The organism is Exiguobacterium sp. PHA03 (genome assembly GCF_041945985.1).
GTDB lineage: Bacteria > Bacillota > Bacilli > Exiguobacteriales > Exiguobacteriaceae > Exiguobacterium_A.
Genome location: NZ_JAUTYQ010000001.1, coordinates 1,099,748 through 1,119,531, shown reverse-complemented (window position 1 = coordinate 1,119,531; position 19,784 = coordinate 1,099,748). Strand labels below are relative to the sequence as shown.

The 19,784-nt window shown below is 43.5% G+C and carries 19 protein-coding genes; 13 read left to right on the top strand and 6 right to left on the bottom strand.

What is annotated here, in order from left to right; genetic code table 11:
• Positions 1 to 128 precede the first annotated feature (128 nt).
• From Q7C19_RS06035 to Q7C19_RS06005, 7 genes are all read left to right on the top strand, one after another.
• Positions 129 to 860, top strand: coding sequence for an ABC transporter ATP-binding protein (locus Q7C19_RS06035; protein ID WP_035407287.1), 732 nt, complete (start codon positions 129 to 131; stop codon positions 858 to 860).
• Positions 857 to 2,374 (top strand): ABC transporter permease/substrate-binding protein, encoded by a 1,518-nt coding sequence (locus Q7C19_RS06030; RefSeq protein ID WP_375091877.1) that lies wholly within the window; start codon positions 857 to 859, stop codon positions 2,372 to 2,374. Before Q7C19_RS06035 ends, Q7C19_RS06030 begins: the two co-directional genes overlap by 4 nt.
• Entirely contained in the window at positions 2,371 to 3,243 is an 873-nt protein-coding gene (locus tag Q7C19_RS06025; RefSeq protein ID WP_035407293.1) for a diacylglycerol/lipid kinase family protein, read from the top strand. Before Q7C19_RS06030 ends, Q7C19_RS06025 begins: the two co-directional genes overlap by 4 nt.
• Positions 3,244 to 3,416: 173 nt before the next feature.
• Positions 3,417 to 4,760, top strand: a complete 1,344-nt coding sequence (locus tag Q7C19_RS06020) for a sodium-dependent transporter (RefSeq protein ID WP_035407296.1) — start codon at positions 3,417 to 3,419, stop codon at positions 4,758 to 4,760.
• A gap of 254 nt (positions 4,761 to 5,014) precedes the next feature.
• Positions 5,015 to 5,758 (top strand): 5-bromo-4-chloroindolyl phosphate hydrolysis family protein, encoded by a 744-nt coding sequence (locus Q7C19_RS06015; protein WP_035407298.1) that lies wholly within the window; start codon positions 5,015 to 5,017, stop codon positions 5,756 to 5,758.
• Positions 5,745 to 6,953 (top strand): toxic anion resistance protein, encoded by a 1,209-nt coding sequence (locus Q7C19_RS06010; RefSeq protein WP_035407301.1) that lies wholly within the window; start codon positions 5,745 to 5,747, stop codon positions 6,951 to 6,953. The genes Q7C19_RS06015 and Q7C19_RS06010 overlap by 14 nt, the downstream gene beginning before the upstream one ends.
• 49 nt (positions 6,954 to 7,002) lie before the next feature.
• Entirely contained in the window at positions 7,003 to 7,569 is a 567-nt protein-coding gene (locus Q7C19_RS06005; RefSeq protein WP_056062130.1) for a deoxycytidylate deaminase, read from the top strand.
• 270 nt (positions 7,570 to 7,839) lie between these two features.
• Here the strand turns inward: Q7C19_RS06005 and Q7C19_RS06000 are convergent, their stop codons facing one another.
• Positions 7,840 to 8,325 (bottom strand): hypothetical protein, encoded by a 486-nt coding sequence (locus Q7C19_RS06000; protein WP_375091875.1) that lies wholly within the window; start codon positions 8,323 to 8,325, stop codon positions 7,840 to 7,842.
• Positions 8,326 to 8,467: 142 nt separating this feature from the next.
• On the opposite strand from Q7C19_RS06000, the gene Q7C19_RS05995 reads away from it, so the two are divergent.
• Genes Q7C19_RS05995 through Q7C19_RS05985 form a run of 3 tightly spaced genes read left to right on the top strand, consistent with a single transcriptional unit; the run spans position 8,468 to position 11,023 of the window.
• Positions 8,468 to 9,658 (top strand): HD domain-containing protein, encoded by a 1,191-nt coding sequence (locus tag Q7C19_RS05995; RefSeq protein ID WP_214854342.1) that lies wholly within the window; start codon positions 8,468 to 8,470, stop codon positions 9,656 to 9,658.
• A gap of 11 nt (positions 9,659 to 9,669) precedes the next feature.
• Positions 9,670 to 10,629 carry a CobW family GTP-binding protein gene (locus Q7C19_RS05990; RefSeq protein ID WP_035407311.1) on the top strand — a complete coding sequence of 320 codons (960 nt, stop codon included), beginning with the start codon at positions 9,670 to 9,672 and terminating at the stop codon, positions 10,627 to 10,629.
• Positions 10,622 to 11,023, top strand: coding sequence for a reverse transcriptase-like protein (locus tag Q7C19_RS05985; RefSeq protein ID WP_035407314.1), 402 nt, complete (start codon positions 10,622 to 10,624; stop codon positions 11,021 to 11,023). Before Q7C19_RS05990 ends, Q7C19_RS05985 begins: the two co-directional genes overlap by 8 nt.
• Positions 11,024 to 11,045: 22 nt before the next feature.
• Here Q7C19_RS05985 and Q7C19_RS05980 read toward each other — a convergent pair whose 3' ends face one another.
• Positions 11,046 to 12,350 (bottom strand): hemolysin family protein, encoded by a 1,305-nt coding sequence (locus tag Q7C19_RS05980; protein WP_056062124.1) that lies wholly within the window; start codon positions 12,348 to 12,350, stop codon positions 11,046 to 11,048.
• Positions 12,351 to 12,465: 115 nt separating this feature from the next.
• Between Q7C19_RS05980 and fumC the strand changes: the two genes are divergently transcribed.
• Both fumC and Q7C19_RS05970 read left to right on the top strand, forming a co-directional pair.
• Positions 12,466 to 13,860: a class II fumarate hydratase gene (fumC, locus tag Q7C19_RS05975; protein ID WP_035407319.1), complete on the top strand. Its 1,395-nt coding sequence runs from the start codon at positions 12,466 to 12,468 to the stop codon at positions 13,858 to 13,860.
• Positions 13,861 to 13,941: 81 nt separating this feature from the next.
• Positions 13,942 to 15,459 (top strand): diguanylate cyclase, encoded by a 1,518-nt coding sequence (locus Q7C19_RS05970; RefSeq protein ID WP_375091874.1) that lies wholly within the window; start codon positions 13,942 to 13,944, stop codon positions 15,457 to 15,459.
• Positions 15,460 to 15,505: 46 nt separating this feature from the next.
• Here Q7C19_RS05970 and Q7C19_RS05965 read toward each other — a convergent pair whose 3' ends face one another.
• From Q7C19_RS05965 to Q7C19_RS05955, 3 genes are read right to left on the bottom strand one after another with little or no spacing between them, the layout of a single operon-like run.
• Positions 15,506 to 15,988, bottom strand: a complete 483-nt coding sequence (locus tag Q7C19_RS05965) for a dihydrofolate reductase (RefSeq protein WP_375091873.1) — start codon at positions 15,986 to 15,988, stop codon at positions 15,506 to 15,508.
• A complete protein-coding gene (locus Q7C19_RS05960; RefSeq protein ID WP_029341960.1) occupies positions 15,985 to 16,779 on the bottom strand; it encodes a thymidylate synthase in 795 nt (264 codons plus the stop codon). Before Q7C19_RS05960 ends, Q7C19_RS05965 begins: the two co-directional genes overlap by 4 nt.
• 51 nt (positions 16,780 to 16,830) lie before the next feature.
• On the bottom strand, positions 16,831 to 17,448 hold the full coding sequence (locus Q7C19_RS05955) for a hypothetical protein (protein ID WP_035407330.1): 618 nt from the start codon (positions 17,446 to 17,448) through the stop codon (positions 16,831 to 16,833).
• Between the two features lie 225 nt (positions 17,449 to 17,673).
• On the opposite strand from Q7C19_RS05955, the gene Q7C19_RS05950 reads away from it, so the two are divergent.
• Complete coding sequence (locus tag Q7C19_RS05950; protein WP_375091872.1) at positions 17,674 to 19,344, top strand: glycoside hydrolase family 13 protein; 1,671 nt, start codon at positions 17,674 to 17,676, stop codon at positions 19,342 to 19,344.
• Between the two features lie 52 nt (positions 19,345 to 19,396).
• Here Q7C19_RS05950 and Q7C19_RS05945 read toward each other — a convergent pair whose 3' ends face one another.
• A complete protein-coding gene (locus Q7C19_RS05945; protein ID WP_308101709.1) occupies positions 19,397 to 19,768 on the bottom strand; it encodes a PilZ domain-containing protein in 372 nt (123 codons plus the stop codon).
• Positions 19,769 to 19,784: the final 16 nt, after the last annotated feature.

The following is a 19,784-nucleotide window of genomic DNA, read 5'->3' as shown; positions in this document are numbered from 1 at the left end:
GAATCAGTATTCGGTTGTAAAACAAATTGTTTAGGAAACAAGAGATCAATTGGTCAAAATAGGTTTTAGAATACGAGAGAAAGGGGAATTTTACAAAGATAATAAACAGGGGAAACGAGGGATGAGGAGTGATTGAGTTCAAAGATGTCGGCAAAACGTATGCGGATGGAACAAAAGCGGTGCAACACGTTAACTTCACCGTTGATCAGGGTGAGATTTTTTGTTTGATTGGTCCATCGGGTTGCGGAAAAACAACAACGATGAAGATGGTCAATCGATTGATCGATCATACAGAAGGTCAAATTTGGATCGACGGTGAGCCGATCATGTCAATCAACGAACATGAATTGCGGCGGCGAATCGGTTACGTCTTACAACAGATTGCCCTCTTTCCACATATGACGATCGAAGAAAATGTCAGTGTCGTGCCAGAATTATTAAAGTGGGACAAAGAAAAGGTGGCGCGTCGAGTCGATGAATTATTCCGTCTGACAGGTTTAAACACATCGCTTAAGAAGAAATATCCGAGTGAACTTTCGGGGGGGCAACAACAACGTGTCGGTGTCATGCGTGCGCTCGCAGCAGAGCAAGATGTCATCTTGATGGATGAACCTTTCTCCGCCCTTGATCCAATTTCACGTGAACAATTACAAAATGATTTGTTGCATCTAAACGAAGAGCTTGGAAAAACAATTTTATTCGTTACGCACGATATGAACGAGGCATTAAAACTGGGCAGTCGCATTTGTCTGATGAATGCTGGGGAGATTGCTTTCATCGGAACAAAGGAAGAAGTACTAGCGAGTAATGATCCATTTGTTCAAGAGTTCATGCGTCAAGTTAGGGGGAAAGTCGAATGAACGGCTTGATTGAAACGTATCAAGATCGGAAAAGTGAATTGCTTCAAGCGTTAATTGAGCATATTCAACTATCGGTCATTTCGTTACTTATCGCATGTATCATCGCCATTCCGCTTGGGATCTACTTATCACGGAATAAACGTCTGAGTGAGTGGTCGATTGGTGTGACTTCCGTCATTCAAACGATTCCATCATTAGCGCTACTTGGTCTGATGATTCCACTTGTCGGAATTGGTACAGTCCCGTCTATCATTGCACTTGTTCTCTATTCTTTATTACCAATCGTTCGTAATACCTACACAGGTCTCGCCGAAGTCGATCCTTCAATCAAAGAGGCGGCACGCGCATGTGGGATGACCCCGATGCAAAGTCTATGGAAAGTTGAACTTCCGTTAGCTTTGCCTGTCATGATGGCCGGAATTCGAACGGCGATGGTATTGATCATTGGTACGGCAACGATTGCCGCTTTGATCGGTGCTGGTGGACTAGGGTCGATCATTCTCCTTGGAATTGACCGTAATGATAACTATCTCCTTTTGCTTGGTGCGATTCCTGCAGCTCTCCTTGCTCTTCTATTTGACGGTTTACTACGCCAAACGGAAGTCGCAACTCGTAAGCGGCAGACGGCACGTCTCGTGACGGCAGTCGTCTTAATGGTCGCAATCGTCATCGCACCTTTCGCATTCGGCCGTAGCGAACGACCAGATCTCGTCGTTGCCGGAAAACTGGGCGTGGAACCGGAAATCTTAATGAATATGTATAAAATCATCATCGAAGATGAGACTGATTTAAAGGTTCAAGTCAAACCAAACTTCGGGAAGACGACATTCGTTTATAAAGCACTCGAGTCAGGAGACATTGATGCTTATCCAGAATTCACAGGAACGGTGCTCGCTAGTTTGACGAATGAAAAACCAAAATCAAACGATGCAAAAGAAGTATACGAACAGGCGAAAACCGGTCTAAAAAAACAAGATTTGACCTTATTGCCACCAATGAACTATAACAACACCTATGCTGTAGCCGTTCCGAAGAAATTAGCGGAACGCTACGATTTAAAGACGATTTCTGATTTAAAACAGGTCGCGAATCAACTGACGGCTGGATTTACATTAGAATTCAAGGATCGCCAAGATGGTTATAAAGGAATCCAAGATAAATATGATGTCAATTTCAATAAGGTCGTCACGATGGAACCGAAATTGCGTTATAAAGCGATTGAATCTGGTGAAATCGATGTCATTGATGCGTACTCGACCGATCCAGAGATTGCGAAATACGACATGCTTGTTCTAAAAGACGATCAGCAATTATTCCCACCGTACGAAGGAGCACCTTTACTTCGTCAAGAGACAATCGATGAGTATCCAGAGGTAAAACAAGCGCTTGAGCAATTATCGGGTAAGATTTCCGATGAAGAGATGTCGAAAATGAACGAAGCTGTCGCGTATGGTGGAAAAACTGCAAATGCGGTCGCCCGCGATTACTTGAAGAAGGAAGGCATCATCCAATGAAACTATTACTGATCAGTAACCCGACAGCCGGTACGAATGGTACAGGATTACTTGGAGAAGTCATCGAACCGTTAAGTACGTTGTTCGACGAGATCGTCATTCGAAATACAAAACAAGCAGGAGATGCGATGCATTTTGCGGAAGAATCATCCGCGTTTGACGCTGTCGTCGTCATCGGTGGAGATGGGACGGTCTTTGAGACGATCAATGGTGTAGCGAAATTAGAAAATCGCCCGATACTTGGCATTATTCCTGGAGGTACGTGTAATGATTTTGCACGAACACTTGGCTTACCGATGGCGCCACGGCTTGCAGCAGAAGCAATTGCTATGCAACATGTCGTTCAAGTCGACCTTGGGCAAGTCGGAGATAGCTATTTCTTGAACTTTCTCGGTGTCGGTCTCGTCGCCGAAGCATCGATTGGGATCGATACAGAAGAAAAAGCGCGTCTTGGGAAGATGGGGTATTATTTATCGACGATTCGCTCGAGTTTAGAAGCAAAACCATTCGAATATGAATTAATTTTAGATGAAGGTCGTCATATGACAGGTGAAGCAGTGTTGATTCTGGCAGCAAATGGAGAATCACTGGGTGGAATCGAGACGAATTTGTCGGATGGAGCTTATAATGATGGAAAACTAGATTTGGTAATTGTTGATGAGGTAAATCTGACGACAATCCGGGACGTCATCCTTCAAAAAATTGGTCTCGCCAATGATCCATCTTTTACCCATATCTTGACGAGCGGATTTCAATTAAAGACAAAAGAAGCAAAAGTCATTGATACAGATGGTGAAAAAGCCATCCATACGCCAATTACCGTCAAAGTGTTACCGGAATATCTTCGAATGTATGGTGGCACTGATTAATACAAATTGAGTCGAGAGAAGGTCGAGATAATATTCGACCTTCTTTTTTATTTTCATGCAATGCGTATATGCGGTTATGCTTTGACGCTTTAAAGAAAATATTTGATAAAGGATGACTTTCATGATTTCTTTCTGTACAATGAAAAAGTATTTTGAAAAGGAGGTGGAGCACCATGAAAGGAAACGCATGGGCTTCAAAAGTTGGATTTATTTTAGCAGCAGCGGGATCCGCCATTGGTCTGGGGGCCATTTGGAAATTCCCGTATACGACTGGAACAAACGGAGGGGGCGCCTTTTTACTTTTATTCCTCGTGTTTACCTTGCTACTTGGATTGCCTGTCTTGATTGCTGAGTTTTTAATCGGTCGAACGAGTGGGAAAACGGCACTTCAAGCGTTCTCGGCGCTTGGTCATAAGAAGTTCACGTTCATTGGAGTCCTGGGTGTCATCGCCTGTTTCTTGTTGCTCTCTTTCTACAGCGTCATCGGAGGCTGGGTCTTAATTTATACCATTCTTGGTTTTACAGGTCGGTTAACGACAATGGATAGTGGAGCACTCGGTGAATTGTTCGGAACGATTTCAGCCTCACCGCTTTATGTCATCTCGGGGCAATTGATTTTCCTCGCTCTGACATGTTGGATCGTTTTACGTGGTGTTCAATCTGGTATTGAAAAAATGAGTAAGATCATGATGCCATTATTATTCGTGTGTTTCATCATTCTTGTCTTACGATCGTTAACGCTTGATGGTGCGATGGAAGGCGTCAAGTTTTTCGTTCAGCCTGATTTCTCGGTGCTCAACCGAACTTCTGTCCTGAGTGCCCTTGGGCAAGCGTTCTTTTCCTTATCGCTCGGTGTATCAGCGATGCTGACGTATGCATCCTATATGAAGGAACGTGGAGAAATTAACCGTTCGGCAGCATGGATTGTTGCGATGAATGTAGCCGTCTCATTATTAGCAGGATTTGCAATTTTCCCAGCCGTTTTTGCTTCAGGTCTTGACCCGGCAGAAGGTCCAGCGTTACTCTTTATCGTCTTGCCGACCGTCTTCAGCCAAATTCAATTTGGTTCGTTGTTCTTGATACTATTCTTCTTGTTGTTCGCTTTCGCGTCGATCACTTCATCGATTGCGATGCTTGAGGTCGTCGTTGCTTCCTTGACGGATCGAAAAGAAAACGCGACGATGCGCGATAAAAAGCGGACGACTTGGCTTGCGACACTCGCAATCGCCATCGTCGGGATTCCATCTGCACTCTCGTTTGGAATTCTAGGTGATGCACAATTCATGGGGAAAACATTCTTTGACAGTGTTGATTTCCTCGTCTCAAACATTCTGATGCCGATTGGTGCATTATTGATTTCAATTTTTGCCGGTTACAAACTCGACCGAACTCTTATCGAGCAGGAGCTAGTAACAAGTCCATTCATGAAAAAAATCGTTCCTGTGTGGCGGGTAAGCGTATGCTACTTGAGTCCGATTGCGATTTTGATTATTCTCATCTGGCCAATTTTTGGATGATATATAAATAAAACTCTTGGAAGGTAGTCGACAACGTGTGTCGACTACCTTCTTTATCGAAAAAGTTGATATAAAAAAAGGCGAACAGTTCGTTCTTCGGTCTGATGTCATTACTGCAAAAGTATGTTGAAATATAAATATACGAGGCGTAACATTTCGGGAAAACGGGAAACTTTTTGTTAAACGTTACGTAATGTTAAAATAAAGACACGTAGACCTGATAAAAGAATCAGCAAGAAGGAAGAGGGGATGATATGAAGTCTTCATGGTGGATATTTGGCTCCATCGGTATGATGTTCGTATTTTTACAATTGGCTGATACGTTCAACTTTTCGGGAATCTTCATCGCACTTGGGTTATGGTTCATTTGGAGTGGTTACCGGACTAAACCAGGACGACGATATCGGACTGAACGAAAATCGACCGAAATCAAGCGGAAAAATGTCAAAAAGAAACTACTACTCGATGACGAAGATGAGTTTGTGGGCAGTGTCATCTTAAAACCCGAGCGGGCGACACGACGCTTTGAGGAGACGGATGATTTAGAACTTCAAGTTTTGCAACGGACGATTGAGGAAGGATTTGTGAAAATCCAGACGTATGATCAAATCGTTCCCTCCATACGAGATGGTGAAATTAGAAGTGAGATGCGAATGGTTTCCCGCGAAGCCCATGTATTGTTCGAAGAGTTATATGAAAGTCCACGAGACGTCAAAAAAGTCCGAGACTTCTTTACATTCTACCTAGATTCCTTATTATCGATTTCAGAAAAATACGCCGATCTGGAACGCCGAGGTGCCCAAGTTCAAGTTGATACGAAAAATCAACTGATTTCGAATTTGAAAATGATTGGTCAAAAATTAAAACAACAACAAACCTTATTGCTCGAAGGGGATACCGTTGATTTAGAACGGGAACTCTTGACGATTGAAAAGGTTCTAGCACAAGAGACCGAACAACAAAAACAGGAGGAGAGTTACCGACATGACCCATTCTGATAAAGAAACGTGGCAACAATGGCCTGATGAGCAAGATCAACCAACGATCTCTGATCCGTCGGTCGATCTAAATATAGCGGAGACACCTCCTAAAATGCCGGCACGCCCTGTCGAAGAGATGATTCCTTCGGATGTTCCAGCAGAACAACGACAAAAGATCGAACGTTTGCTGCAAGTAATCGATCTTCAAAAGACGGATGCCGTCATGCAATTTGGAGCACCCGTTCAGCGTGAACTCTCTCAATTCTCCGATCAAGTCTTAAGTGAAGTAAAAATGAAGGACGGCGGGGAGGCAGGAAAACTGCTGAGTGATTTAATGCAACGTGTACGTCAAATGGATCCAGACACACTTCAAGAAAAAAAGAGTTTCTGGTCGAACGTTCCGGTTATTGGGCGAGCAAAGAAAAAAGCAGAAACGTATTTCTTGCAGTATGAGAAAATGAGTGCTTATCTCGAAGAAGTCGTACACAATCTTGATCGATCGAAATTTGGATTGATGAAAGACATCACTTTACTCGACCAAATGTATCAAAAAAATAAACGTTATTTTGAAGAATTGAACGTCTATATTGCGGCTGGCGAGACGAAAATCGCTCATGTGCGTCAGCATGAAATCGAACCGCTACGGACAGAAGTCGAGATATCTCGGGATCAGACGAAGTTACAGGAATTAAATGACTTGATTCAATTGACGGACCGTTTCGAAAAGAAAATCCATGATTTAAAATTATCACGAACGATCAGTTTGCAAATGGCGCCGCAAATTCGCGTCATTCAACAAAACAACCAAATATTAGCGGAAAAAATCGAATCGGCAGTCGTCAATACGATTCCGCTCTGGAAGAACCAAGTCGTCTTATCCTTAAGTTTATCACGTCAAAAAGCAGCACTCGAAATGCAAAAGGATGTCACCAACACGACGAATCAGCTACTTGAGCAAAATTCGAAGTTACTGAAAGAATCGTCGATTGAAATTGCGGAAGAAAACGAAAAAGGAATTGTTTCTGTCGAATCATTAAAAGTGGCACACCAAAACTTGATTGAGACACTTGATGAGACATTACGCATTCAACAAGAAGGAAAACAAAAACGTCGCGACGCTGAGCATGAATTAGAACGAATGGAAAACGAATTGAAACAAAAAGTCATCGAAGTTGCCTCAAAAAGTAGAGAATTACCGAATCGACCATACTAAGGAACACGAATTTTCGTGTTCCTTTCCTTCATGAAAGGAAGGATTTTAAATGAATATAGAAGAGAAGCAATTGAAGTGGGACACAACATGGTTATTATTTGCGCGGATGATGGCAGATCGTCATTCAAAATGCGCCTCAAAATCCGTTGCTTGTGTCATCGTCAAAGACGAAAAGCCGATTTCGATCGGGATAAACGGAACACCCAGTCAGCATGTGAATTGTAATGAAATTTACTTAAAGCAAGAGGGTATTCTCTATACATCAAGATCCGACCATCCGATTACTGAAGAGTCGATTGAACGAAACGGGATTCTCTTTTATCGTTGTGAAAATCAAGAGGAACATCATGAGTGGTCGAAGCAGCATGAGATTCATGCTGAAATCAATGCACTCGGTAAGCTAGCTGCCGATTCGACGAGTGCGCGTCATGCGACAGCATACGTCACACATAGTCCGTGTCATGCGTGTAGTTTAGCGCTCATTGCCTCTAAAATTGATCGTGTCGTCTATTCGACAGGATATGAATATGGGGACGGATTGAACCTGATGCGACAAAGTGGAATCGAAGTCATCCACTTACCACTCGCAAACGAATATTTTCTTGAAAAAATTTAACGGAAAAGGGTTGTAAACGCTTCCATGGCATTGTATGATGAAATCAAGCATTGCCATGGTAATTATTCACTCTTCCATTCGGACTGATTTTCAATCGAAAATCGGTCCACTTTTTTTAGAAAAGAATTGACAAGACTTGAATAGTTTGGCATGATGACAATAGAATATGACGAAGCGGAACGCCGCATTTTCATACAAAACCAATCAAGGAGCTGGAATGCCAGGTCGTTGAATGAAAAATCCTGACTCATACGAGTCAGGATTTTTTTGTTATGGATGAACAAGCATGGTTTCCTTGAGACGCTTAGAACGGATTTTACATTTCGTAGCGACTGCACCCGCGAGGATTGTCATAAACCGTTGACAAAGAATGTCTGGTTGCGACTGATGTAAAAACAGTTGATACAATAGTCGATTGAAAGCGGCATCAAGTGTAGAAAGATGTCGTTTGATAGCGGTCGGTGACAAATGTTGAATTTCTTCTGCTAAATAACCTGCATCACATTGGAAAGCAGAGAGGATCAACAATTCCGTCTGCATATCAGCCAAGGATAGTCCTTCTTCTTTAACACAATGACATGCCAGACGTAACTCATGAAGCAACAACTCTTCCAGTGCATGCGACGTATGCGATTGGTACGGATCATACGATTGAACAGCTTGCCGAATCTGGTCGCGTGTCACGATTTTGGATGTATCCAATTGATCGTGTGTGACGACAGCTTCGCTGTATAAATGAGTAAGTGGTCGAATCATCGTTTCTCCTCCTTTAAGCATAAAAATTGACTTCCACGTTCATCATAATTCATTTAGAAAACGCTTACAATATATGTTTGATAGTAGTCGTGATGAAATCGTCTCTGCTATGATATGGATGAAGAAAAAGGAGTGAGATGAAGTGATACAATTATTCAAGGCGCTTCCAGAAGTGACGATGCCTTCTAATGAAAATGACGCTTTTTCTATCAATCAATCAAATCAACCGATTGGACTTTCACTAGATACACTTGTTCCTGGTGAGCGAATCGAAGAAGTACTACTCGTTGCCTCGGGTGAAATTCGCACAGGTCAAACCGGACGAGAGTGGTTACAGTTTACATTCAACTCGCCTGCTGGATCTTGTAAAGGAAAACAATGGATCAATCAAGGAACAGCAGAAGAAGCACTCCGTCCATATCTCGAGACACGAATTGTTCGAGTCGAAGCAAAAGTAGAAGAGTATCCGCCGCAATCCGGTAATAAATCATTGACGGTTCAACGCGTCACACCGATTTATGATGCTTCACCTACGCAGTTCTTGCCGCAGCTACCGTCAGAGGAGTCGCTTGAAACGTATCGTGATCAGTTACTTGGATTGATCGATCAACTAGATACGCCTTACCGAGAAATCGCGCTATCGATTCTGAGACAGTACTGGGCGGACTTTTCAACGCGACCGGCTGCCTTATTTCATCACCATGCCTATATCGGTGGATTATTAAAACATACTGCCTGTATGATGACGATTGGTCAAGGAATCTGTGATAGTGAACAACCGTATTTGACATTGCTGAAATGTATCCAAGAAGCAGAGGCCGATCACAAAAATGAACTATTCCAAGCATCTGAACGAGAGATGCGTCAATTTTCTTGGGATGACAGCTTTGATGCGCTTTATCAAGCAGCAAAAGGAATTGCTCTGTTAGATCAACGACCGAATCCGAATGAATTGTTGCTCGGTATTTTATTGCACGATATCGGTAAACTATGGGAATATACACATGCAGGTGCATCGACAGATCGTTTTTCGAGACTGTTACACGTAACCGAAGAAGAAGAAGAACTAGCAGGTATTGCGCTTGATCCAGATGGTGTTCTTATAGGACATATGCCATACGGATGCTTCGTGCTCGAACAAACGCTTCGAGAAGAAGATATTCGGTTACCACGAGCGGTCTATCACCGTCTCATGCATATGGTATTATCACACCATGGGAAACGCGAGTGGGGATCAAGTGTTACGCCGCAAACGGCGGATGCCTGGTATCTTCATGCGATTGATCTGCTCGATGCACGAAAAGAAAAATGGCGTCAGCAACAAGGACGCTAAGGAGTGAAATCATGCAAGACAAAATACGTACGACCGTCATTACTGGTTTTTTAGGTGCTGGTAAGACCACGTTACTCAACCATCTTGTTTCTCAACCGACAGAGAAGTTTGCGTTGCTTGTCAATGAAGTAGGTTCTGTTCACATTGATGAAGCATTGATTGAGCGAAGCGATGAAGAGATGATCGAATTGACAAATGGTTGCATCTGTTGTTCTATTCGAGGTGATTTACGGGATGCATTGCTACGGATTGCCAAACGTCGCCGTGATGGGGAACTATCATTCGATCGATTATTGATCGAAACGACTGGTGTCGCTGATCCAGGACCGATTCTTCAGACATTTTATTTTGAACCAGCCGTTGAACAGTCTTATCAGATTTCAAGTGTCGTCACAGTCATCGATGCGTATCACTTAGAACGACAATTGACGTTCCAAGAAAATGTGAAACAAATCGGATTTGCTGATGTACTTGTATTAAATAAGATGGATTTAATTAAAGCATCAGAACGCGAAACGTTGATTGCTTTGCTGCGCGAACGAAATCCATCTGCAGCCATCATTGAAACGGAACAGGGACAACTGGAATCAAATCGACTATTTGAAACATTCCATTTTCCAAAAGAAGAACAAGTGCGACTCAGCCAACAAACAGATCAGATTCATCAATCCGTCGAAGATTTTACGGCACTAACGATCGTTGAGGAACGACCATTGAATCGAAATCGATTCGGTATGGTCCTACGTGAGGTGTTAGAAGCCTACGCGGAAGATCTCTATCGTTATAAGGGGATCATCCATTTTGCAGATACAGAACGAAAAGTAATCTTACAAGGGACAGGGATGATTTACGGAACAGCAATCCGAGAACCATTTAGCGAACAACCAAAGACGACGCTCGTCTTCATTGGAAAAGGGCTAGATGAGCAAGCGATACGAAAAGGAATCGAGGCGGCAATTGAACATGGTTGAACTTTATTTTGACGGAACGGTCCGTCCCTCAAACGACGAAGCAGCGGTTGGACTGTTTAGCAAAAGCTCCGAGGGCGAAGTCACAGAAAAAATGTATCAAATTCAAGCAATTAATAATCATGAGGCAGAATTCATCGCATTTGCAAAAGCCGTCGAGTGGGCGCACGAACTAATTACTCAAGGAGAAAGCGTCATTTCGTTTCGGACGGATTCAGAAGCGGTTGCATTAGCGGTCGAACGTGAATTCGTCAAGAATAAACGAACGCAGACGATCTTTGATCCTGCTTTTGAACGCTATCAACTCTTACCACTCGCCTTCGTGAAGTGGATTCCGCGGTCTGAGAATAAAGCAGATCGCGTCGCACGCGAGGCATTACGATTATACGAAGCATAATTGAAGGCAAACACCCCTATCCTTATGGAAGGGGTGTTTGTTCATGTTCGATGCGCTCAATCAGGATTTGATCGACGCGACGTCCGTCTAAGTCAACGACTTCAAATCGGTATGATCCAATCACGACAGCACTTCCACGCGTTGGTACATCACCTAACATATACAGGATTAAACCGGCAACTGTATGATAGGCGTTTAACTGTTCACCGGGTAAGTCATCTGTATAGCCGAGCGTTCGTTTTAAATCATCGATGTGCAATAATCCGTCCGCTAGGAACGAACCGTCTTTCCGCATGACGAGTTCCGGTTCTTCCTCGACGCTTGAAATCTCGCCGACGAATGCTTCGAGAATATCGAACAAGGTGATCATGCCAAGAAAACCACCGTACTCGTCTAAAACGAATGCAATCGATACAGTTTCTTTCCGCATCCGTTCAAGTAAAACGGTTGCTTTCAATTGGCGGGGAACAATCAGTGGAGATTGAATTAATCGTTCAAGTTCTTTGACAGGATGTTCCGTTGATAGTATTTCTTTTGCATCGATGAATCCGACAAAATGATCCAAATCCCCGTGACCGACCGGTAAGTTTCGGTGTCGCGCTTGTCGGAGCTCTTGTAGGATCGTGTCGGGTTCATCAGCTAAGTCAATCCACTCCGTAACCGTTCTGGGCTCCATCAGTTCATATGCATATAAATCATGAAAATCAAAGACACGAGAAACTTGCTCAGCTTCTGAACGATTAAATGTTCCCTCTTTCGTGCCACGAATTAGTAATTGCCGGACTTCGTCTTCCGTCTCGTCTTTCGTCTGCAATCGATCGAGGCCAATCAAGCGGAAGATGGAACTCGTCGATTTACTCAAAACCCAGATGAATGGTCGAAGAACGATCGAGAAGAAGCGCATCGGTGGGGCGAGCCACATCGTAACTCGTTCTGGACTGACAAGAGCAACACGTTTAGGAACGAGTTCACCGATGACGAGCGAAATATAGGTGATGATTGTCACGACAAGAATATAACCGATTGTACTAGCATAAGGAGCGATCCATTCAAATTGAGCGAGCCAATTGATGACAGGACCAGAGAGCGCGGCACCACCGAATGCACCATTGACGATTCCAATTAACGTGATGCCGACTTGAACAGTCGATAACAGGTCAGTCGGTCGATCCAGCAACTCTAATGCGACATGGGCTGATTTTTTACCATCATCCATTGCTTTTTCTAATTTCGATCGTTTGGAAGAGAGCAAAGCAAGTTCGGTCATCGCAAATATACCGTTCGCCAGAATCAATAATAAAACAATTATTAAATTTATTAACCACATGAAATCTTCACTCCTTTTCGATAATAAACTATTCCCCAAAACTGTCTCCCTCATTCCCATTCTGCGAGCTTTCCGGTAAACTAGAAGAGAAGTAATCAAAAGGGGGAATTTGTTTATGGAATACCGTGTAGAACGTGACACGATGGGGGAAATTCGTGTACCGGAAGCGCAGGAGTGGGGCGCACAAACACAACGTAGTCTAGAAAACTTTAAGATCGGAACGGAAAAAATGCCGATTGAAGTCATTCGTGCATTTGCAGTCCTGAAAAAAGGAGCGGCGCTTGCGAACCGCGACTTAGGTGTGCTTGAGACAGAAAAAGCTGGTGCCATTGCTGAAGTATGTGACGAAATCATCGCGGGGAAATTCGATGATGAGTTTCCGCTTGTCGTTTGGCAAACGGGTTCAGGTACTCAGTCTAATATGAACGTCAATGAAGTGATCGCTCGGGTCGCGACACGCAAATTAAAGGAACAAGGCAGTGAAACGACGATTCATCCGAATGATGATGTCAATAAATCACAAAGTTCAAATGATACATATCCAACAGCGATGCATTTAGCGGCAAAAACAGTCTTATTGGAATCACTTTTCCCAGCTATCGATGCGCTGCATGCGACCCTTGATGAAAAAGCAAAGGCTTTTGCGGATATCGTTAAAATCGGACGAACACACTTGCAAGATGCTACACCAATCACACTTGGTCAAGAAATCAGCGGCTGGGTCCGGATGCTTGCGCTTTCGAAGCAAATGATCGAACGGACGCTTGATCCATTAACGGAACTAGCAATCGGCGGTACGGCAGTTGGTACGGGGATTAATGCGCATCCTGAGTTTGGTGATTTGGCAGCGAAGAAGATGAGTGAAGAGACGGGTTATGAATTCACGAGTGCGGAAAACAAATTCCACGCTTTAACAAGCCACGATCAACTCGTCTTCACACATGGTGCTGTCAAAGCACTAGCGATGGACGCGATGAAGATTGCAAATGACGTTCGCTGGCTTGCATCTGGTCCACGAGCAGGAATCGGTGAAATCACGATTCCAGAAAATGAACCAGGGAGCTCAATCATGCCAGGAAAAGTCAATCCGACTCAAAGTGAGGCATTGACGATGGTCGCTGCGCAAGTCCTCGGAAATGACGCAACGATTGGTTTTGCTGCAAGTCAAGGTAACTTTGAACTAAACGTCTTCAAGCCGGTCATCATGTATAACTTTATTCAATCCGTTCGTTTACTTACAGACGCCTTGCATTCGTTCAATGACCATTGTGCGATCGGCATTGAACCTGAGCAGTCCGTCATCGCTGAGAACGTCGAACGGTCACTGATGCTCGTAACAGCGCTCAATCCGCATATCGGATATGAGAATGCGGCAAAAATTGCGAAAGCGGCGCATCAGTCAGGGTCGACATTAAAAGAAGCGGCACTTGCGACAGGATTACTAACAGAAGAACAATATGATCAATGGATTGTACCAGCAGACATGGTTCGTCCGAACTTAAAAGCATGAGTTGAAAAAGCGGGGGATATTCCCTCGCTTTCTCTTTATCCGAGAAACGTTATTCGGATCTATAGAAAGAGAGGGAATTGCATGGAGCAAAATCGAAAGCGGGCAGAAAAACAATTACAGCAAACGATCAACATGGTAGAGACATTACTTCGGATGCCGGCTGTACCACGATCAGAATTGCTTGCATTGGCGAGCTGGATGGAAGGACTCGGCAGAGAGGAACTCTTTAAGGGACTCGCCGATCAAGTAAGCCATGAAAAAATTACTTGGGAACGAGTAGACGTTGTCATTGATCAGTCAAGCGTCAAAGAATTATTGCAACCTATCGTCGATCAGTTATCAGAGCGCTCACGTGCTAACCGGGTCCGAAAGGAATTAGTCGTCACTGTGACAAAACGTTTTCTTGAGAATATTAAATGGAAAAAGTCACTGGAACAAGCGCGCTATATGTCACGTTTTTTTAGCTCGGTAGAAGATACCTTATCAATGTCACACGACATTACGATGGACGCCGTCATCATCGATTATGCATGTATCACTGATTCAGTGGAAGTGTTCAAAAAGCTCATGAAGCAGATGGAATCCGCATTCGTTCCGATCATCATCGTCGGTCCGAGCCAATCAGAAGTCCGACAAAGTAGTTATGAGATGGGGGCCGATGATTATTGGGATGAAACTGTGAGGAATGAAGAACGTCATGTCCGCCTTGCGCGACTTTTACGAAAACTGAGAGTTGTATCGTCAACAATTTTGGTCGATGAATTGACAGGGGCTTATAATCGGAAATACCTTCAGAATGCATTTGATCGTCGCACAGCACGTTTAGAACGTGAACAACGAACATTTGGATTAGCGATTTTTGATCTTGATCACTTCAAACGAATCAATGACTTACATGGACATCCGACAGGAGACTTAGTCCTATCCGAACTAGCGGCCGTCGTTCAACAAGCGGCTCGTCTCGACGATGAGTTCATTCGTTTCGGTGGTGAGGAATTCATTTTACTGTTTTCAGCAGAAACATTGCCTCAAGCAATCGCTAATATGAATAAAATACGTGAACGTATCGAACGACATGTTTTTGCGAATGGATTAAAAATTACTGTTTCGATTGGTCTATCCTTTTCATTTGATATACATACGACGCTTGCTCAAGCGACGGCGGAGGCAGATGAAGCGTTATATCAAGCAAAACGTAATGGACGTAACCAAGTCCTTTCCTACTCTACGGCAATATCGATTGAAAAATTATCTGTGTCTATCCGTGTCGAGGAAAGATTGCTTAAACAAGTCCGTCAGTTGGATCTACCCGATCATCCCAAATACCACTTCGAAGTGGTTCCATTAGACGATCAGCAGACAACACAACTACAACTGGCGATTCTTTCGCTTGATCAATTAGCGATCGAGAACTTTCTGCGACTAGAAGAATGGAGAAAACAACGAGATTCAATCATTGATGTTTTGGTCGTGACAGAACAAGAAGATGATCGTCTTGCAGAAGCCTTATCTCGAGGTGCTACCGATTATGTGATGGTAACTCATGTAGATCAAGAAGTGGAAGAATGGATCACAGAGTGGATTATGCAAATACCGTAAAAAAACCAGCCTTTTCCTTCCGCTATTCGGATGGAAGAGGCTGGTTTTATAATGATCGATCATATTGACGAATGGCAAAGGAGTAATCATTTCCTTCTACTGCATCATAATGCGTTTCAGACGTGATTTGAAAAGTAGACGGGATCTCGGGGTAATAGACATCTCCCTCAAGCGTCGCATCAATTTCTGTTACATAGATGCGCCGTACGAGAGGAAGCGTTTGAGCGAATAATTCTCCTCCACCAATCAAAAAGACTTCTTCCTCTGAATCAACATATGGGTGTAAGGTAGATAAATCATGCCAAATTGTCACGCCATCTATTACATAATTTTGATCACGCGTGATGACGATGTTCTCTCGACCAGGTAACGGGCGTCCAATTGATTCGAACGTCTTTCTCCCCATGATGATCGGTTTACCAAGCGTCGTACGCTTAAAGTGTGCTAAATCAGATGGAAGGTGCCACGGCATGGCATTATCGCGTCCGATGACATGATTTTTCGTGTACGCTACGATGTGTGTAATCATACAGCCACTACACCTTTAATATGCGGATCAGGATCATATCCTTCGATGATGATATCTTCGAAGCGGAAGTCTTCAATACGATCGACTGTTCGAGCGAAGCGCAGCGTCGGTAATTTTTTAGGGGTACGCGTCAACTGAAGATTGACTTGTTCCACATGGTTCGAATAGATGTGGGCATCTCCGAGCGTATGGACGAAGTCACCGACTTCGAGTCCACACACATGAGCAATCATATGTGTCAGTAAGGCATAGGATGCAATATTGAACGGTACGCCTAAAAAGACGTCGGCAGAACGTTGATACAGCTGACAGGACAGTTTTCCGTCAGCGACATAAAATTGGAACAAGAGATGACATGGAGGTAACGCCATCTCATCGACTTGTCCAGGATTCCAAGCGCTGACGATCAAACGACGGGAATCCGGATTCGTCTTGATTTGTTCGATGACTTGTGCGAGTTGATCGACCGTTGTTCCGTCAGGACGTGGAAAAGAACGCCATTGTGCCCCATACACAGGTCCTAAATCCCCATTCTCATCTGCCCATTCGTTCCAAATGCGCACTCCGTTTTCCTGCAAGTAACGAATATTCGTATCACCCGAAATAAACCAGATCAACTCATGGATGATTGACTTCATATGTAGCTTTTTCGTCGTGATAAGCGGAAAGCCATCTTGAAGGGAGAAGCGCATTTGGTGACCAAACACGCTCAGCGTTCCCGTTCCTGTCCGGTCTTCCTTTTTTGTTCCGTGTTCTAAAATGTGTTCGCAAAGTGCATGATATTGTTCCATCGGATGACAGCTCCTTTTAAAAAAATCCAATTTCCATTGTATCATAAACCATCACGATTTTGAGGAAGCTGGCAGATGTCTTGTGAACAGATAGCGGAATAGACCAAAAAGAGGAATGCCGTCTTGCCATTGCAATGATTGTTCATTTCGAAGACGAATGCGTCGTAATAAATAAATCTGAAGAATATAAAACAGTAATAAATCGACTGTCATCGTTCGAACAAATTGATTCGTCTCGAAATAAATGCGGAAAATATTCCAATCGGCACGTGCGAGGGCAAGCCAAAGCAATAATGTCGTCACGACACTCAGTAAAGCGACGACAGTTGGAATCCAACCTCGACGCTGAAACGGTAAAAAGGTTTTCCTTGGAATAGCGAGTGCGACATAGGGCATTAAAACGAATGCACCTAAGAAGAACGACCCTATGCTTGCAACGAGCGGTCCTGGTCGCATGAATCGTTTTTCATCTAAAAATAATAAAAAGAAAGCAAATGGATAAATGCCAAGTAAAGCAAACAAACTTAATGCGGAAGTATCAAATTGACTTTGATCGAAACGTAAAAATGAAATTAAGAAACCTTCCGGAAAGACACGATTATTTCCAAATAACAAGATAAAGACAATGGCAATCGCCCAGACCAAGAAGAGCAAATACCGACGATACATTCGCCCACACTCCTTTCTCATACCGTTCTTTCCCATTATATTAGATGTGGTAAACGCCCCTATTTCATATTCCATGATATCAAATAAGTAAAAGTTCTCACTTGAGCACCCTCTTATGAACATGTTAAGATGACGTTGTGAGAATTGAAAGCGCTTTTACAAATTGATGCAATCGTTTGCTCAATATGTAGCACGACAGGTACATAAAAGAGGAGAGTGTAGAAGATGGAACGTAAATGGTGGCATGATAGTGTCGTTTATCAAATTTACCCTCGTAGTTACAAGGATTCGAATGGAGATGGAATCGGTGACTTAAACGGAATCGTTGAAAAATTGGATTATCTGAAGACACTTGGCATCGACGTCATCTGGTTAAGTCCAGTCTATGATTCACCGAATGACGACAATGGATATGATATCCGAGATTATGAAGCCATCATGAAGGAATTCGGAACAATGGATGATTTTGATCGTCTTCTAGATGAAGCGCATGCACGAGATATCAAAATTGTCATGGATCTCGTCATCAATCATTCGTCGGATGAACATCGGTGGTTTGCGGAATCGCGTCAAAGCAAGGACAATCCGTATCGGGATTATTACATGTGGCGTCCAGCAAATCCAGACGGTTCATTACCGAACAATTGGGGTTCGATTTTCTCTGGTCCTGCATGGGAATATGATGAGTCAACAAATGAGTATTACTTACATCTATTCTCGAAAAAACAGCCTGACTTGAATTGGGAAAATGAACAGATGCGTCAAGAGGTTTATGGGATGATCCGTCGTTGGTTAGATCGAGGAATCGATGGTTTCCGGATGGATGTCATCAACTTGATTTCAAAGACACCTGGATTACCCGATGCGACGGTCCATCCAGGAGCATTGTATGGAGATGGTGGAGAACACTATATCAATGGACCGCGTGTCCATGAATTTCTACATGAGATGAACGAAGCATCGTTTGGAAAGTACGATGTCCTGACAGTCGGTGAGATGCCGGGAGCAACAACAGATGATGCCATTCTTTACACGGATCCGGCACGTAAAGAGGTCAACATGGTCTTTACGTTCGAACATATGGATCTTGATTCAGGTCCGAACGGAAAATGGGATGTCATTCCGTTTGATTTGCTTAAACTCAAGCAAAATTTCACCAAATGGCAAACAGCGTTGCATGAAACAGGCTGGAACTCCCTCTATTGGAACAACCACGATCAACCTCGAGTCGTCAGTCGATTTGGTAATGATACGACGTATCGCGTCGAGTCAGCTAAAATGCTCGCTACGCTCTTACACCTTCTAAAAGGAACGCCATATATCTATCAAGGCGAAGAAATCGGAATGACGAATGTCGCGTTTGAAGACATTACGGACTATGAAGATATCGAAATTCGGAACATGTGGAAAGAACGTACGGCACAAGGAGCATCACCGGCGGAACTACTACGTTCCATCCATATCAAAGGACGCGACAATGCGCGGACACCGATGCAGTGGGATGCATCGGAAAATGCTGGTTTCTCGACGGGAACACCATGGTTGAAGGTCAATCCGAATTATCCAGACATCAATGTGGAACAGGCGCTTGCCGATGAACAGTCCATCTTCTATTACTACCAGCAATTGATTCGACTACGACATGATCATGAACTCGTCGTATACGGTCGCTATGAACCCTTACTTGAAGATCATCCGGAAGTCTACGCGTATTCGCGGACGCTTGAAGGAGAAACGTGGTATATCTATTGTTCGTTTGCAGATCATGACATTCATGTACCAATTTCTCACGCGACAACGGATCGCGTGATTGGTAACTACGCTGACACCAATACATCGGATGGCTTGACATTACGACCATATGAATCTGTCGTTTTCCGAACGTTTGACGCTTAAATTTTCTGATTAAAAAATGGCATTGCCCTTACAAATGTAGGGCGATGCCATTTTAGTCTTTATGAAGTGACCGTTCTAATTGCACGATCTGTTTCACTTGTGAAATAATTTTTTCGCGATCAGTTATTGTCGAATTAAGATGGATACCGTACAACCGCTCAGGACCAGAAGGCTTCTCATGCAATAAAAATCCATCGATGCAGAGCGGCTCGTGCCCTTCGATTAACGAGAACTCAACAACGATTTTCATTGATTTTTGAAGAGGCAGTTTTAATGCAGTAGTGATTGCCATTCCATTTGGTGAGATGTTATGAATCTTCATCAAGCCTTTTGGTGTCCGTTGCTCATTTTTCAGCAAATAAAACTCGCCCGTTACGGGTGTTTTCAATGTATAGCGAAACGGTTCATTACGTTTAATCTTCATCTAGGCACCTCCATTC